At 73.8% G+C, this 16,056-nt stretch carries 15 protein-coding genes; 5 read left to right on the top strand and 10 right to left on the bottom strand.

Annotated elements, in window-relative coordinates; genetic code table 11:
• The first annotated feature begins 278 nt into the window (after positions 1–278).
• Positions 279–596: a chorismate mutase family protein gene (locus ACZ6Z8_RS11485; RefSeq protein WP_402821843.1), complete on the top strand. Its 318-nt coding sequence runs from the start codon at positions 279–281 to the stop codon at positions 594–596.
• Positions 597–653: 57 nt separating this feature from the next.
• Here ACZ6Z8_RS11485 and ACZ6Z8_RS11480 read toward each other — a convergent pair whose 3' ends face one another.
• The 8 genes from ACZ6Z8_RS11480 to ACZ6Z8_RS11445 form a co-directional block, all read right to left on the bottom strand.
• Entirely contained in the window at positions 654–1,691 is a 1,038-nt protein-coding gene (locus tag ACZ6Z8_RS11480) for a GDP-mannose 4,6-dehydratase (RefSeq protein WP_465608524.1), read from the bottom strand.
• Positions 1,692–1,874: 183 nt separating this feature from the next.
• Positions 1,875–2,156 carry a helix-turn-helix domain-containing protein gene (locus tag ACZ6Z8_RS11475; protein ID WP_465609146.1) on the bottom strand — a complete coding sequence of 94 codons (282 nt, stop codon included), beginning with the start codon at positions 2,154–2,156 and terminating at the stop codon, positions 1,875–1,877.
• Between the two features lie 749 nt (positions 2,157–2,905).
• Positions 2,906–3,631: a hypothetical protein gene (locus ACZ6Z8_RS11470; protein ID WP_465608522.1), complete on the bottom strand. Its 726-nt coding sequence runs from the start codon at positions 3,629–3,631 to the stop codon at positions 2,906–2,908.
• A gap of 252 nt (positions 3,632–3,883) precedes the next feature.
• Positions 3,884–5,116 carry a lanthionine synthetase LanC family protein gene (locus ACZ6Z8_RS11465; protein WP_465608520.1) on the bottom strand — a complete coding sequence of 411 codons (1,233 nt, stop codon included), beginning with the start codon at positions 5,114–5,116 and terminating at the stop codon, positions 3,884–3,886.
• A gap of 145 nt (positions 5,117–5,261) precedes the next feature.
• Positions 5,262–5,429 carry a hypothetical protein gene (locus ACZ6Z8_RS11460; RefSeq protein WP_465608519.1) on the bottom strand — a complete coding sequence of 56 codons (168 nt, stop codon included), beginning with the start codon at positions 5,427–5,429 and terminating at the stop codon, positions 5,262–5,264.
• A gap of 11 nt (positions 5,430–5,440) precedes the next feature.
• Positions 5,441–8,230 carry a lantibiotic dehydratase gene (locus tag ACZ6Z8_RS11455; RefSeq protein ID WP_465608517.1) on the bottom strand — a complete coding sequence of 930 codons (2,790 nt, stop codon included), beginning with the start codon at positions 8,228–8,230 and terminating at the stop codon, positions 5,441–5,443.
• A gap of 1 nt (position 8,231) precedes the next feature.
• Positions 8,232–9,191, bottom strand: a complete 960-nt coding sequence (locus ACZ6Z8_RS11450) for a thiopeptide-type bacteriocin biosynthesis protein (RefSeq protein WP_465608515.1) — start codon at positions 9,189–9,191, stop codon at positions 8,232–8,234.
• Positions 9,192–9,502: 311 nt separating this feature from the next.
• Positions 9,503–10,081: a TetR/AcrR family transcriptional regulator gene (locus ACZ6Z8_RS11445; RefSeq protein ID WP_465608513.1), complete on the bottom strand. Its 579-nt coding sequence runs from the start codon at positions 10,079–10,081 to the stop codon at positions 9,503–9,505.
• Positions 10,082–10,166: 85 nt separating this feature from the next.
• Here ACZ6Z8_RS11445 and ACZ6Z8_RS11440 point away from each other — a divergent pair, with 85 nt between their 5' ends.
• The 3 genes from ACZ6Z8_RS11440 (at position 10,167) to ACZ6Z8_RS11430 (ending at position 12,880) form a co-directional block, all read left to right on the top strand.
• A complete protein-coding gene (locus tag ACZ6Z8_RS11440; RefSeq protein WP_465608512.1) occupies positions 10,167–11,048 on the top strand; it encodes an SDR family oxidoreductase in 882 nt (293 codons plus the stop codon).
• Positions 11,049–11,177: 129 nt separating this feature from the next.
• Positions 11,178–12,026, top strand: a complete 849-nt coding sequence (locus tag ACZ6Z8_RS11435; RefSeq protein ID WP_465608510.1) for an SDR family oxidoreductase — start codon at positions 11,178–11,180, stop codon at positions 12,024–12,026.
• A 260-nt stretch (positions 12,027–12,286) separates the two neighbouring features.
• Complete coding sequence (locus tag ACZ6Z8_RS11430) at positions 12,287–12,880, top strand: VOC family protein (RefSeq protein ID WP_465608509.1); 594 nt, start codon at positions 12,287–12,289, stop codon at positions 12,878–12,880.
• Between the two features lie 73 nt (positions 12,881–12,953).
• Here ACZ6Z8_RS11430 and ACZ6Z8_RS11425 read toward each other — a convergent pair whose 3' ends face one another.
• Entirely contained in the window at positions 12,954–13,400 is a 447-nt protein-coding gene (locus tag ACZ6Z8_RS11425) for a hypothetical protein (protein WP_465608507.1), read from the bottom strand.
• Positions 13,401–13,773: 373 nt separating this feature from the next.
• Between ACZ6Z8_RS11425 and ACZ6Z8_RS11420 the strand changes: the two genes are divergently transcribed.
• Entirely contained in the window at positions 13,774–14,547 is a 774-nt protein-coding gene (locus ACZ6Z8_RS11420) for a hypothetical protein (RefSeq protein WP_465608505.1), read from the top strand.
• Positions 14,548–14,751: 204 nt separating this feature from the next.
• On the opposite strand, the gene ACZ6Z8_RS11415 is transcribed toward ACZ6Z8_RS11420, so the two are convergent.
• Entirely contained in the window at positions 14,752–15,987 is a 1,236-nt protein-coding gene (locus ACZ6Z8_RS11415) for a cytochrome P450 (RefSeq protein WP_465608504.1), read from the bottom strand.
• Positions 15,988–16,056 lie beyond the last annotated feature (69 nt).

The raw sequence follows: 16,056 nt of genomic DNA, 5'->3' as shown, positions 1-16,056 counted from the left end.
CATCGACGCAACCCATCTGGAGGACCGGCGAACGGCAGGGGGTCCGCTGTGGACGGCCCGCGTGCTCCGCACGCGCGGCGCTCGCATTCCCGCACTTCGGCGATCAGTCTCGATCGGCCCGGCGCGGGAAATCCCTAGGGTCTGTCCGGGGGGTCGGCGAACGGGCCCCGGACTCTAGGGAATTGCCGGGCGTTCCGGCTGGATCGTCGGATGCGCGAGCCATGGGTGCGGTCCGTCGGGCGCGCCGCGGGCCACCCACGTCGACGAGGATGACCGCCATGCCCGAATCCGTCCCGCACGGGGACCAGCCGAGACCGCCGCGGGCCACCGAGGGCATCGCGGACGAGACGGCGGAGCAGCTCAGCGCACTCGACGAGCAGCTGATCGCCCAGCTGGTGCACCGGATCCGGCTGGCCCGCGGCCACCAACTGAGCCGCCGCGCCGCCGGGTTGCCGACCACCAGTCTGGCCCAGGAGAACGCCATGCTGCTCCGCTACGCCGCCCGGCTCGGCGACCAGGGCGCCGGGATCGCGCTGGCGATCCTGGAGCTCTCCCGCCCGCCGGCCTCCCCTGCGCCGGCCCCGGAACGCCCGTAGGGCGGTGGGGGCCCGGTTCCGCCCGGTCCCCCACCGCCCTTCCGCCGGTACCCGCCGTCACCAGCGCGCGCCGGTCAGCACCTCGCCGTAGTCGCGGGCCAGCCGGGCCTGTTCGAGGTCGGACTCGACCATCATCCGCATCAGTTCGGTGAAGTCCACCGTCGGTTCCCAGCCCAGGACGCGGCGTGCGTTCTGCGCGTCGGCACAGAGCGTCTCCACCTCCGCGGGCCGCACCAGCGCGGGGTCGACCTCGACGTGCTTCTCCCAGTCCAGGCCCACGCACTCGAAGGCGATCCGGGCCGCGTCGCGGACCGAGTGCATCCGGCCCGTGCCGATGACGTAGTCGCCCGGGTCGTCCTGCTGGAGCATCAGGTGCATGGCCCGCACGTAGTCCCCGGCGAAGCCCCAGTCGCGGACGGCGTCGAGGTTGCCGAGCAGCAGCCGGTCCTGCAGGCCGAGCTTGATCTGGGCGACCGCGAGTGAGATCTTCCTGGTCACGAACTCCGCACCGCGGCGCGGCGACTCGTGGTTGAACAGGATCCCGGAGACGCCGTACATCCCGTAGGACTCGCGGTAGTTGCGGGTGATGTAGTGCCCGTAGGTCTTCACCACGCCGTACGGGCTGCGCGGGTGGAACCGGGTGGACTCGTGCTGCGGGGTCTCCGCGACCATGCCGAACATCTCGGAGCTGGAGGCCTGGTAGAACCGGATCTGCCCGGTCCCGTCGCCGGCCGCGGCCGGCTTGTTGATCCCGCTGACCATCCGGATCGCCTCCAGCACCCGCAGCACGCCGGTGCCGTTGACCTCGGTGACCAGCTCCGGCTGGCGCCAGGACATCGGGACGAAGGAGATCGCCCCCAGGTTGTACACCTCGTCCGGCTGGATCGTGTCGACCGCGGAGACCAGACTGCCCTGGTCCATCAGGTCGCCGTCGACGAACCGCAGCTCCGGGATCAGCCGGCTGACCCGGTCCTTCCGGGGGTTCGCCTGCCCTCGGCTCAGGCCCCACACCTGGTACCCCAGGGAGATCAGGTGCTCGGCCAGGTACGACCCGTCCTGGCCGGTCACCCCGGTGATCAGTGCTCGCTTGGACATCCGTTCCCCTTCAGCCACTGCTCGCGGTCCGCTCTCGGCAACAGCCAGCGAACCACCGGCCGGGCTAAGGAATTTGCGAGACTTCCCGCGCGGGGCCGTGCTGAGCTGTGCTCGGTGGCCCCGCGGAGCGGGACAGCGAGGACCGGCGGGGCTGCGGCAGGGGAACCGGGTGCCGCTCGGTGGTCAGGTGTCCGCGGGCGGTTCCTGGCCGGGCTGGGAGCGGCGGAGTTGTTCGTTGAGGCGCAGGGCCTCTTCGAGTTGGTCTTCGAGGATGATGATGCGGCAGGCGGCCTCGATGGGTGTGCCCTGGTCGACGAGGTCGCGGGCGCGCATGGCGATGCGCAGCTGGTAGCGGGAGTAGCGGCGATGGCCGCCGTCGGAGCGCAGGGGGGTGATGAGGCGGTGTTCGCCGAGGGCCCGCAGGAAGCCGGGGGTGGTGCCGGTCATCTCGGCGGCGCGACCCATGGTGTAGGCGGGGTAGTCGTCGTCGTCGAGTTTGTCGGGTGTGCCGGGGCTGGCCGTTGTAGTCACTGCACCTCTCTGGTTCTCGGGGAGAACGCGTCGAGGGGCCCCGGCGCCGTGTCGGCTCCGGGGCCCCGAAGGGGAACAACACCATCTACCGGCCTGGGCCGGTCCTTTCAACTTCCGCACGGCCCCAGGGGAGGGGTGTACGGGGATCGCGTATGCGTGACCGGAAACCACCGTCCTTGCGTTGGGGTCTGCGGTGTCCGCCCGGGCGAGTGTTCACGGGCCGGGCGATCCTGATGGCGCTTGCGCCCTCCGTTCATTCTCTGTTACTGAACTGTCACTTTTCGTACCGCTGGTACCGCACTTACTGAACTGCGTACTACTGGCACCGCTGATGGCAGCCCCTGATACCTGCGGGCCGCCCGGTCCGGCAGCCAGTCCCGTCGCCGTCCTGCACCTGCTTGGCTTCGGAACTCCACTGCCGGACCGAACTGCGAACTTCTGTCCAACAACCCCGGCCAGTTCGTGTCTGGCCGGTATCGCCGACTGCTGTCTTCGAGAAAAACGTTAGACCCGCCCGCGAGCAATGTCTACTCCGGCGCGCATAGATTTTGCGGCGCCCGCGAGTGAGGTAGTCTCCCGCTGCGCGGCGGCGGCACCCCCCGGGCCGCCGCCGCGCCCTCCGAAGGAGGAGAGCGGCACCGCGCAGGCGGGCGGCAATGGGACACCCGGGGCAGGTGATGTGGCTAGGGCCGGTATCGGTCGGCGAGGTCGCCGTAGCCGCCTGCTGTCCAGACCGTTCTGCGGAAGTCCGTGAGTGTGAGCGCCGCGGTGCCCTGTCCTGCGGAGGGCGGGAAGTGCGCGGTGGCGCAGCGGGCGCAGTACCAGGCCTGGTTCCAGAGCCGCTCGGCCCGCGGACGCCCGGCGAGACGGCGCCGTCTGGCGAGGAACAGCGCGGTCGCTCCTGCCAGCAGCGCGATCACGGCGCCGATGAGCAGGTAGGACACCAGGAGGACGGTCGGAGTGCCGCTCACGTCGGCCGTGTGCGCGAGGGGGGAGGGCGACGGGGCTTTCGGGAAGCCGGGGAGGTCGTCGGGGAACCCCGGCTGCTTGGTCGCCCAGGCCGGCGGTGAGAGGTCGGGGCCGGAGTCGGCGGCCCTGTTGCGCTCCTGCATCCCCGCGGTGAAGGTGCCGACCGCCCCGGCGAGCGCCGGGAAGCTCAGGATCACCAGGGCCTTGAACGCCGTGCTGGTGGCGGGCGGTGCGGGCGCCAGGGCCCGGCCGAGGGCGGACACCTCTTCCTGGGTTCGGGTCTGGGTGTGCCCGTCACGGTCGGTGGAGCGCACGGTGACGTTGCGCCGTTCGGCCATGTGGACGGCCGGCACGGCGCGGACCTGGTCGGTCAGGGCGCAGCCCGGGCAGGGCGGCATCGAGCCGCGTGGCGGTTCGGGCAGGGCATCGTTGATCGGCATGTCCGGAAATCCCCCCGGTTGTACGGCGGTCGGGCGACCGTTCGTATCCGGGTGGACGCGGCTGCGCCTTCAGGCGGTTGCGGCTCCGGCGTGAGGGCCGGGGCGCTTGCCCGCCCCCGCCGGAACGGGGTGGTCGGCGGTCGCCGGTTTCGAACCGGCGTCCGGCAGCGGCGACTTCCGGCAGCGACGACTCCCGGCAGCGGCGACTTCCGGCAGCGGAGCTCCGCCGGTGCGGGCCGGGCGCCGGACGGCTCAGCGCAGTCCGAGGCAGGACAGCCAGGCCCGTGAGGCGCCGTGGCCCGCGGTGAGCAGGGCACACAGCGGGCCGGCCGCTCCGCCGAGCAGTCCCATCCCCTCCGCGCCGAGGGTCTCCACCTCGGGCAGGCGCGCCCGCAGGTGGGCGAGCAGGCGGGTCCTCAGCGCGGCCGCGGCGGGCAGGCCGGCGTGGTGGGCGAAGGCGTCGGCCACCGCCAGGACGCCGGAGGCCCCGTGGCACAGGGCCAGCAGGTCGCTCGGGCGGTCGCCGAAGAGGTGGAACCGCTCGTCGTACCGCTCGGCGAGCGTGCTGAACGCCGCTGAGGCCCAGGCGGCCGTTTCGGGGTCGCCCACCGCGTCGGCGGCGTCCCACAGCGCCCAGGACACTCCGGGCGTGCCGTAGCACCAGGCCTGGCGGGCGCGCGGTCCGGCGGGCGGCGGGCCGTCGTCGAGCCCGGCGCCGTCCCAGGTGCGGATGGAGCGGGCGTCATCGAAGGACTGTCGCACCAGCCACCGGGTCGCGCGGCGCAGGGCGGGCGTCAGCCCGGGCCGCGGTCCCAGGTGGCGCACTACCGCGGTGAGGGCGGCGACGACTCCCGCGACGCCGTGGCCCATGCCGGTGTTGATCCGCCCGTCGAGCCAGCCCAGGTTCGGATGGCCGGCGTACTGCCCCGTTCGCAGCCGGGGCAGCTCGTCGTCGTCGCACAGCCGGATCAGGTGGTCGGTGAAAGGGCCGAGTTCGGCCGTTGTGGGGCGGGTCCCCGTGCTCAGGGCGAGCAGGACGCCGGAGGGACCGACGATGAGGTCGTAGTCCGGGAAGGCGACCCGCTCGCAGCGCCGGCCGAGGGAGGCAGCGGTGTGGACCAGGCGGTCGCGGAGCCGGTCGGCGACCGGGTGCAGTTCCGGGTGGACCCCGGCTCCCAGGCGCAGGCCCGCCAGTGTTCCGGCGAGTCCGCCGTCGTACAGCCCGCAGTGGGCCGGGCCCCGGCCGGCGCTGCGGGTCCACACCGTCACGGCCCGGGCCGCGGACCGTTCGGCCTCCGGCCCTCCGGTGGCGTGCAGCAGGGACGCCAGGACGGGGACGCCCGGATCGGAGGGGAGTTCGGCGCCCGCCAGACCCTCGCGGGGCCGGGACGACCAGGCGTCCAGGAGCCGGACGGCGAGTCGGGTGACGGCGAGTCGGGTGACGGCGGTGCCGGTGCTCTCGGCGTTGGCGGTGTGCTGCGGCACGGTGACTCCTCGGGGACGACGGGTCGGCGCTCCGCCCTCGCGGCCGGTGCGGGCCGGGCGGAGCGCCGGTGACGGCGGCCGTCAGGGCCGCCGCCCGGGCGGCCGTCCGAGGTCGGTCACCCCTCGGACGGCCTGAGGTGGATGATCAGCAGCCGGCGCTGCAGATCACCACCGTCGCGCAGACCACGATGGTGCAGAGCCCGCTGCAGCCCATGCTGCTGGCCTCCGGCGTCGGCAGGGTGGTCTCGGTGATGCGCGCGTCCAGGTCGCCGATCAGGGCGTCGAGGTCGGTGAGCGCGGTGGTGTCGGACATGGTTGCCTCCTTCAGGAGCGGTGAGGGGTGTGGACCGCCCCGGTGGCCCGCCCACGGGGGGCGGGCGCACCAGGGACGTCGGGTTCGCCGCGCAGTGCGGCGGCGGCGGGCTCCGCGAGTTCCTCGGCGCCCCGGTCGAACGGAAGTCGAAGCAGCAGTTGGGCGGCGACGGCGGCGCCTCCGTGCAGGGGATCGCGCAGCGGCAGGTCGCCCGGGGCAGGGAGCATCTCCTCGACCAGCAGGTCCGCGTCGGGGTGGCGCGCGCTGATCCGCTCCAGCAGGGGGATCGCGGTCAGCGCCGCGAAGTCCACGGGCACCGGCTTGGGCTGGGGCACGGCCCGTACGAACGCGAACCGCGGCAGCCCGGCGCGGCGTTGGAGGTCGGCGAGGGCGCGTGCCTTGACCAGCTCACCGTCGCCGGGCCGCCACGGCAGGGCCGCCGGGACGCGCCAGACCGCGGGGCTGATGACCAGGGCGCCGCCGCCGACGGTCACCCGGGGCAGTCGGCTCGTGCCGGGGAACGCCTGGGCCAGGCCGTCCAGGCGGATCAGGCGCGCGCCCGCCGGGTGGCCCGCGGCCAGCAACAGCCGGAGCAGGACGTCGTACGGGGGCAGTGGTGTGCGGGTGGCGTGGTGGACGGGCAGCAGTCGGTACCCGTCGGCCTCGGCGATGATCCGCGGCCCGGCCCGTCGGAGGGTGATGCGGTTCAGCGGCAGGTAGCGGGCCGTCAGGCCGTCCGCGCCCTGGTAGGGCAGCGGGTCGGGATCCCCCGTCCACCATCCGGTCATGACCGGCCGTCGCACGGCGTTGGCGGCGCGTTCGGCGAGCGGCGGTACCAGCAGTTCGACGAAGCGCGCCCCGGACAGCCGCTCCACGGAGGTGAGGAAGGCCCGGTAGTTCCGGAGGTTGTCGTAGCCGCCGTGCAGGGTGTCCAGTGCGTCGGCGAACCGGGCGTCCAGCACGCCGGCCGGCGAGGCGGTCTCCAGGACCGCGGCCGGACCGGGCCCCGGCAGCGGACGCAGCAGGCAGTCCAGGGGCCAGGGCGGCAGGACCGTGGCGGCCGGGGGAGCCCCGAGCGTGTCCAGCAGGTCGTCGTCCAGGTCCACCGTCCCGGTGTCGGCCCGGGCGGACAGGTGGGCCAGCAGTGCGGCGTAGCCGGAGCCGGAGGTCTCGGCGGGGTGCCAGCCCGTGTACCGGCGCAGGGGCTGCGGTGGCGGGGAGTCGCCGTCGGGCAGGCAGCGCGCGAGGATGTCGCCGAGCGGGCACGGACGTTCGGTGAGCTCCGCCAGCTCGGCCGGCTCTGGCGGAAGCCGGTGCGGGTCGGGCCCGGCGAACCGGTCGGTCTCCCGCAGCCACGCCACGCGGGCGGCGGTGCCGAGGCCCCGCTCCACCCGGCGGACGGCCGCTCCGGACACGGCCGAGGCGGTGGTGCGGTAGGAATCGGTGAACCACGCCCGGGAGGTCCCGGCGGTGGAGGTCCCGGTCCCGGCGGGGGAGGTCCCGCTCCCGGCGGGGACGGAGGGGGAGCCGGTGGTGCGGTGCGCCGGCGCCGGGGCGGATATGACGCAACCGGCGCCCGGTATCGGCACCGGCACCGGCACCGGCACCGGCTGCGGAAGGGTGCCGCGTTCGCGGACGTCCTCGGCGGGGAACCAGCCCGTGGCACGGCGGCGCGGGGCCTGACAGGCCTGGAGCACGCCGAGCCCGAGCAGGTGCGCGAGGAAGCCGCGCAGCACCTCGGGTCCGCGAACCCCCGTCCCGGTCGCCGCCGTGCCCAGCAGAGCGGCTTCGAGGTCGCACAGCGTCCTGGGGCCGCCGCCCAGGTGGGCGAGGACGTCCTCCAGCGGGAGGACGCGCCGCAGAACGACCTGGCGCATCCGGCTGCGTTCGTTCGGGTCGACCGTCCAGCAGCGCAGCACCCCGGTGCCCGGTGCGCCGCTCCCGGGCTGAGGGAAGTGCAGCGGAGTCAGGGCCAGTAGCGTGGCCGGGTCGGCGGTCCGCAGGTCCAGGCCGCCGAGCCGGGCCCGCACCGCATGGACGTTCTCCACGGCCTCGGCCGCCACCTCGCCGAGGACCGCGCCCGGAGGGATGAGCCGCGGCGGGGCGCCGTCGGCCCCGCCACCGTCCTCGCCCGCCGGGGCGACCGGCACCAGGGTGACCTGGCCGACCCAGCCGCGCGGGGTGGTCTTGGCCGCGGCCCGGCCGAGGGCCCGCCACGCGTACGCCGCACGCTTGCGCAGCCGCTTCCCGCCCCAGGACTCCCCCGCGGCCAGCCGCCCGTCCACGTCCGCGGCGGCTCCCGGATCCGTCTCGTCCAGGAAGGCCCGCATGACCGGGGACGCGCACAGCAGGGACCAGCCGAGCGCGCCCACGCGCTCGCGCTCGTCCGCCACCGCGTCCTCCAGCCGCCGCAGGGCGGCGGAGGAGGACTCGGCGTCGGCGGCCAGCCGGGCGGCGTCGGTGACGAGGCCGCGGGCGGCGGGCAGCCGCTCCAGCAGTCGGCGGTCGGCCGGGCCCGGCGCGGCGCCGGAGTGCAGCCGGCGGCGCAGGGCCAGCACGGCGCGGCGGTCGGCGGGCGTGAGACCGGGGTGCGGCACGACCACGGCGCCCAACCGCTCGGCCAGCTCCCGGGCGTGCTCCGCCCGCCGCTCGTCCCGCCGGGCGTGGTCGGCGAACTGCGCGAACAGCTCCGGGTTGCCCGCCGCCGTCCACGCCTCCAGGGGCATGCCGGCCACGCGGAGCAGCGCCGTGCCGGCCGGTCCCGCGGCCTCGGCCACGTCCGTGTTCACGTTCCCGTTCACGTCAGAACCCCCCGTCACCGGCGAGAGCGTGGGTCAGCAGGCTTTGCCGGGCCAGGGAGAGCCGCCCCCGGTTCCAGTGGAAGACCACGTAGTGGGCGGCGGCGCGACGTGGGCCGAGCACCGCCTCACCGGATTCGAAGTAGCCGGTGCGCCAGGCCTCGGCGGCCCGGCGCAGGGCGTTCCCGTGCGCCTCGACCGCCGCCCGCCGCCGCGGCGGAAGCGGGGCGAGCATGTCCGGGCCCCGGCTGCGCCAGACCGCCAGGATGCCCGCGGCGGCTCGCCGGGCGTCCTCGTCCGGGTCGGCGCCCAGCCTGCGCCCGATGTCGTCCCGCAGCACCTGCCAGACCCCGCGGTGCTCCCAGCCGACGATGCCGAGGCCGTCGAGGAGTTCACCGAGCAGGTACAGGGAGAACCGCCAGTCCGCGATCGCCTCCGGCCGGCTCCCGGCGACGGTGTCGTGGTGATCGAGCCAGGCCAGGGAATCCACCGTGAACAGCTCGTGGACGTGTCGCATCGATCGCGGACCGCCGAAGAGATAGGTCTCCGGTTCGTACCTTCCGCACAACGGCGGACCGGACCGTCCGTCCACGCCGCGGAATCGCCGCGCGAGTTCCTCGCGCAGTGCCTCGGAATCCGAACGGGCCGCCTCGAACCGGACCCGCAGTCCCGGCGGTTTGTGCATGAAGAAGAAGGAGCGGGCCGAGCCGGCGGCGATCAGATCGCGGGCCGTGTCCGCGACGGCGCGGTACGTCCGGCACCAAGTGGCCGGGTCCGGCGCGAGGTTGATCTGAACCCAGCCGTCCTCCGGCCTGTCGTCGCGCAGCGCGGACAGGCCGGCACTCAGGAAGGTGCGGCGCGCGGCTTCGTATTCGGGGCTCGCGGAATCGACCGGTACCGTGCCCCGCGGAACGTCGCGAATGTCCTGGAGGCAGTCCGTCAGCAATCGTTCGACGTCCAACATCGCGCCCCACCTCCTCGTGATTTCCGCTACTCCCCTTGGTATTCCAGGATTTGGCCGGATTGAAAAACGGAAGGCAAATACTCATACGATCAAAAGGGTTGCGCCCCAAGCGTGCAGAGGACTGTGCGCGCCGAATGCGCTCCCGGCGGGCGTACTTCACAACGGGGCGACACGACGCGCAGGCCGCACCGAGGTCACGGTTCGCCCTGATCGTCACGCCGTCGGATCATCCCGCCCGCGGGAGGCGTCCTGCGGGCGGAACTCCGCATCGAGCCCGGCGAGAAGCTACCGAAGACGGACGAGCGGGACGCTCAGCCCAGTGATGCGCTCACCGTACGCAACTCGTCCAGCGCCGCCAGGACATACCCGGCGAGTTCGTCCTTGCCGTCACGGTCGCCCTCGGACCATTCGGCGAACCCGCGCTTGAAGGCGAGGACACCCAGCTCGCCGGCGAGAGCCGCGGCCGGTTCGGACAGACCGCGGGCGACCAGGGCGGTCGCCATCGCGGCCGCGAGGCTGACGGTCTTGAGGGCGTCACGCTCCTGGAGCTCGACGCTGGCGGCGACGGCAGCCTTCAGTCGCGGGGCGAGCTCGCGATTCATGGGACCCATCGCGCTCGACGCGCGCTCAAGACCGGCGGCGACCGCCTTGAGGGGGCTGGCGTCATCGGGCGCCTCGGCGATCCCCTCGGTCAGCAGCCGGCTCAGCGTCTCCTGTCCGGCCACCAGCAGCTCCCGCTTGTCGGGGAAGTACCGGAAGAAGGTGCTTTTGGTGACCCCGGCGCGCTCGGCGATCTGCGCGACCGTCGTGGCGTCGTACCCCTGCTCGGTGAACAGGTCCACTGCGGCCACCACGAGGCGTTCGCGTGCGCCTGGTTCCCATCGAGCCATGGCCTCATCATACGTGATGGGACTCTTGTCCCATCATCCTGTTAGAGTAATGGGACAAGAGTCCCATCACTTGAGGGAGAGCCGCATGCACGTCTTTGTCACGGGTGGCACCGGTCTGATCGGTTCCGCGGTCGTCGCCGAACTGCTCGGCAACGGCCACACCGTCCTCGCGCTCGCCCGTTCCGACGCCTCCGCGCGGGCCGCCGAGGCGGCCGGCGCCGAACCCCTCCGGGGAGCTCTCGCCGATCTGGACGTCCTCCGCTCCGGCGCCGCCCGGGCCGACGGGGTGATCCACCTGGCCTTCGCCAACGACTTCAGCAGCCCCGACGCCGTCGCCGAAGCGGTCGCCGAGGAGAGTGCCGCCCTCGCGACGCTCGGCGAGGAACTCGTCGGCAGCGACCGGCCCTTGGTCACCTGCGCGGGTACGCCCCACGTGCCGGGCCGGGCCTCCACCGAGGCCGACCCGCTGCCGACCGACGGGCCGGTCGGTGGTCGTGGCCGCGCCGTCACGGCGGTGCTGGGCCTGGCCTCGCGCGGGGTCAGGAGCACGGCCGTGCGCCTGCCGCGCACGGTCCACAACCGGGGCACGGGCGGCTTCGCCGGCCTGCTGACCGACATCGCACGCCGGACCGGAGTGTCCGGCTACCCGGGCGACGGCACCCAGCGCTGGCCGGCCGTGCACGCGCTCGACGCGGCAGTCCTCTTCCGGCTCGCGCTGGAGCGGGCGGAAGCCGGCACCTCCTGGCACGCCGTCGGCGACGAGGGGGACCAGGTGCGGGACATCGCCGCGGTCATCGGCCGACGACTGGCCCTGCCGGTCGAGTCGGTGCCGCCGCTGACGTACGGCCCTCTCGGCCCGATCTTCGCGAACGACCAGCCCTCGTCCAGCGCCCACACCCGGCAGACCCTCGGCTGGGAGCCGAAGCACCTGAGCCTCCTGGAGGACCTGGAGAACATCCAGCCCTGAGCGGCGACCGGAAAGCCGGCTCACGGCGGCCGCGCCGACGACGGCACGCCCTCCCCCACCCGGCATCGCCGCCGCGCGGCCGTTCACGTCCACAACCAGCAGGTCCACACCCAGGAGGAGGCCCCCACCATGGTGGCAGTCGTCTTCGGCGCTCGCGGGAACGTCGCTCGTCACGTGGCCGATGGCCTGCTGGCCGCCGGCGAGCAGGTAAGAGCGGTCAGCAGGACCCCGGCCCCGGGCTCGACGCCCGGCCGGCAAGCCGTCGCCGCCGACCTGGACCGTCCCGAGACGCTGCCCGCGGCGCTCGACGGCGCCGACAAGATGTTCCTGTACGGAATGCTCGACCCCCAGAAGCCCTACGACATCGAGAAGGTCGCCGCGGCGGCCACAGCCGCGGGGATCCGGCAGGTGGTCCTGCTCTCGTCGGTGTCGGTCGTGAACCACGGCGCCGACCACCCTGTCCCCCGCCTCAACCGCACGATCGAGCAGGCCATCCAACGGTCCGGCATGGACTGGACGTTCGTCAGGCCAGGGACGTTCGCGATCAACACCCGTACCTGGTGGGCCGAATCGATCCGCACGGACAACGTCGTCCGTCTCCCCCATCCGCTCGCACACTCGGCACCGGTGCACGAGAAGGACATCGCGGCACTCGCGGTGACCGCCCTGACCGAACCGGGGCACTCGCACCAGGCCTACACCGTCTACGGCGCCGAGTCCCTGACCCTGCAGCGGCAGGTCGAGTACATCGGCGAGGCCCTCGGCCGCCGCATCCGGGTCGACCACGTCTCCGACGAACAGGCTCGTACGGACGTGGGCAGGACCATGCATCCGGTCGTGGCCGAGGCGATCGTGCGTCAGTGGGCCGCCGCCGACGGCGTCCCGGCCCCGACCTCCGTCATCACCGAAAAGATCACCGGCACGCCGGCGCACACCTACGCCCAGTGGGCCGTCGACCACGTCGACGACTTCCGCTGAGCCGGCCGGAGACCGGTGGCACGGTGTGAACCGCCGTACCGGTACCCCACCGCCGCAGGTCACGGACCCCGGGAGGCACCGCCCACGCTGACCCCCGACCCGCGCCTCCGGAGCGGCGGCGGCGCAGGTCTTGCGCTCGGCGATCTTCGGCGGCAGGGTGTCCGGGATGCCTGCTCCCGATCCGGGACCGACACTGACACCGACAGCGGCGGCCGGTACGAGCATGCGGCGGGTTCCAGGGCTTGGGGAGGGGGAACGGGATGCTGACCGGGATCGTGATCGACGCGCTGGACACCGCGCGTATGGACCGCTTCTGGGCGGACGCGACGCGGGGCCGGACGGGCGGCCTCCGGCTGCGGTTCGCCCCGGCCGCGAAACCGAAGACGGCCCACAAGAACCGGCTCCACCTCGATCTGGCCGGCGGGCCCGACTGGGAGGCCGAAGTGGCGCGCCTGCTCACGCTCGGTGCCACGCGGGTCGACATCGGCCAGGGCGACGTCCCGTGGGACGTGCTGGCCGATCCGGAGGGCAACGAGTTCTGTGTGCTGCGTCCCGGCCACCCCGGCGTCCTCGGCGACTCCGGCCTCGTGGCGATCTGCCTCGACGTCGCGCAGGAGCACCGCGACGCACAGAAGGCCTTCTGGCAGTCCCTGGCCGACTGGCACGCGGCCGAGGACCACGACTGGGGCATGCGGCTGCGCCGGACGCCCACCAGTACGGTCTCGCTGGTGATGGGCCCACCCGCGGCGCCGAAGGAGTCGCGGAACAGACTGCGGCTGGAGGTCACCCAACCCGGCCGGGAGCCCGGCGAGTTCCTCGACCCCGGCGGGAACGAGTTCCACGTCGCAGGGTGATCCTCCGCCTCGGGCCCACGAGGGCACCGAAGGTCGTCCATGATCTCGCCCAGCGAGACCATGTCCCGGGCGGTCAGGCGTCCGGCTGGGTGACCGTGAGCCCCCAGTGGACGTCCGGCGCCGACGTGGCCACCGCGACGTGGAAGGACCGGCCCTGTTCGGCCGTCACCACGGCCGAGCCCGTGCCGACGGCCTCGGCCGGGCAGGCCACGGTGAACTCCACCGGTGTGGTGTCGCCGTACACCGCGGTGAAGGCGACCCGCACCTCACCCGCGCCGCCGCCCGCCCGGCAGCCGAGGGTGACCGTGACGGGCGGTCCGGCCGGGAAGGCGCCACCGGTGACGGCCCCGCCGTCGCCTGTCCAGTCGGGGATCCAGAGCAGCCCCTCCTGCCCTGGGTACGGCAGGACCTCTCCCGTCCCGGGTGTCCCGACCTGCCCGGCAGCCGCGGGAGCGGCAGCTCCCGCGATCGTCGCCACCGCCGCTGCCGCCGCCGCCCAGGCGAAGCTCGCACGCCGCATGGTTGTCCCCTCCTCAGTGCCGGGCCCGGCGGCCCGACGTACCCGTACGATCCCATCCGGCACTGACAACCCGACGGCTCCCCGTCACAGCACCGCGGCGAGCCGGACCAGGACGACCGGTACCGGCGCCGCCAGGCCCGGAACACGCCGAGGGGTGCCGCCGGTCAAGTCCACTGGGAGAGGCCCGAATTCGTCGCAGGCTCCCGCCGGGCCTGGCATGATCAGGTGGGCGCCCGGACTCGTACCGGGTACGAACGGGGAAGGGCGGGTAAGGCAGGTAGGCGGGTGAGGCGGGGTAAAGCGCCACGGGAAGCCATCTGCCGGTGGGGGGCGCCGATGGACGCACGGACGGTACGGACGCGGAGTGGTGACGATGACGATGCCTGAGGACTCGGTGCCGATCCGGGACGCGCCACCGAAGGAACGGTCGGAGGAAGCGGCCCACGCCCTCAGGAGACGGCTCAGAGGCGTCGCCCGGATCCTGCTCGGGCTGCTGGCCCTCGCCCTCACCGTTCGCGGGTTCGTCATCTTCGCCGAGGTCTTCGAGGAGCAGCACGGGCAGCGCACCGCTCCGCTCTGCGGCACCGCGGAGGCGAAGCCCGGTGCGCTCTGCACGGCCAGGGAGAGCGGCAGGGTGACGAAGCAGTGGACCGAACCGGACGACACCTCGACCGTGTTCAAGCTGACCGTCGCCCGCGAGAAGGCGCCGGCCGGCAGCTACACGGTGGACGCCGCGTTCTACCGCGAAGTCCGGCCGGGTACCGTGCTGGACCTGAAGGTCCTGCGGGGAAAGGTGTTCGAGCTCGGCTACCAGGGCCGCAGCCAGCAGCTCCACGACGGGGTCTGGCCGCCGCTCATCGCGCAGGGAGTGCTGATCGGCGCCGGTTTGGTGCTGCTGTTCACCGCCCTGTTCCCGAACGACGCCGCGGCCATGAGGGGTGACTTCCTGTCCGGCGGACTGGGGGCCGCGGTCATGACCACCTGCGCCACCTTCTTCCTGATCCTCATCCTGTGGCCGCCGAACGTCACCCTGGCCATCGGCGTCGCGCTCTGGCTGATCGCGGCCGGTACCGGCTACGACTACATTCGCCTCGCGTCCCCCGCCCGGCGGCCCCGTCGGAACTCCGCACCGCGCTCCCCGTCATGACTGTCACACCGCACATTCCCTCCAGGGCGAGGAGCTGCTCCCCGCCGAGGACCTCGCGCACTCCGGGGCAATCCGGACGCCGAGGGCCTCCGGGACCGCCCGCGACGGATCGCGGATCGCGCGGGCCGAGGTGCGTTCGCGTCAGGCCCGGGTGCGTTCGCGTCAGGCCCGGATGCGTTCGCGTCAGGCCGGGGGTCGTTCGTGTCAGGCCAGGTCGATGGCGAAGCCGCTGCGGGGGCGGGCGATCACCCGGTCGAGCGCGATGGTGAGGTCCTGGTCGGGGACCGTGTGGTCGAGCCGTGCCAGCCGTGGGGCGAGGGATTCCAGCAGCCCCACCACGACGCCCTCACCCGGGCAGCGGTGGCCGGTGGCCGCGTCGCCGCCGCCCTGCGGGATCAGCTTCTGCGGGTCGGCGGGCGCGTCGAGGAAGCGCTGGGGGCGGAAGCGGTAGGGGTCCTCCCACAGTGCCGGGTCGTGGAGGTGCCCGTAGAGATCGAGCAGAACGAGGGTGCCGGCCGGGAGGGGCTCGCCGGCGAAGGTCAGGTCCGCGGCCGCCTTGCCGCCCACGAAGGGGGCGAACGGGTAGAAGCGGCGCACCTCCTGGGTGAAGGCCGTGGCGAAGGCGGCGTCGCCCTCGGCGAGCCGGCGGCGGTTGTCGGGCCAGCGGTGCATGGCGTGGGCCGCGAACGCCGCGAACCAGCAGACCGCGACGGTCGGGCGCAGGACGTTCAGCAACTCCACCGCCGCGACCCTCGGCGTCAGCAGCTCGCCGTCCGCGTCGCGGTGCCGGGCCACGACCTGGACGGCGCAGTCCGCCGGTACGGACGCGGAACCGTCACGGACGGCCTCGACCAGGGCGGCGAGTGAGCGCTCGCGGCGGCGCCGGGCCAGCCGGGCCCGCCAGTGGCGCGGGCCCACGGTGGCGAAGCCGTCGACCATGGCCACCAGGTCGCGGGCCAGGGGCGTCACCTCGTCGTCGTGGAGGGTGAGGCCGGCCCAGCGGGCGACACCCGCGGTGAGCACCTCGGCCACCGCGTCGAGCAGAACGACCCGTCCGCGTTCGCGCCAGACCGGCACCGCCGCGTCCCAGGCCGCGCCCACACTTGCGACCAGCCCTTCCAGCCGGTCCGGGTCGGCGAGCAGGCCGAGGAACATCGCCTTGCGCAGCTGGTGCGCGGCCCCGTCGAGGCCGTGGACGGCGCCGTGGCCGAACAGGGTGGAGCGCACCGGTTCCGGCAGCGCGCCGGCGCGGCGGATGTGGCGCTCGTCGTAGAAGAAGCGCACCGCTTCCGGGCCGTGCAGGGCCACGGCCGGACGGCCGAGCAGCCGGGTGCGCAGCACCGGTCCGGGACGGCGGCGCCTCCGGTTCGGCAGCCAGGCGTAGCCGTTCAGCAGCAGCGGCAGGGTGTTGTCGGCCCCGGGGCAAGATCGTCGGTCCATGGGCCTCGGCTGCCCGGGACGGCGCGGGGCAAAACCGGGTGTCGCCCGGATGCCCCCGGGCGCGGGTCG

The sequence above is a fragment of the Kitasatospora sp. NPDC101108 genome (genome assembly GCF_055584725.1).
The sequence above is the reverse complement of the archived record's forward strand: the minus strand, read 5'-3'. Positions and strand labels throughout refer to the sequence as shown.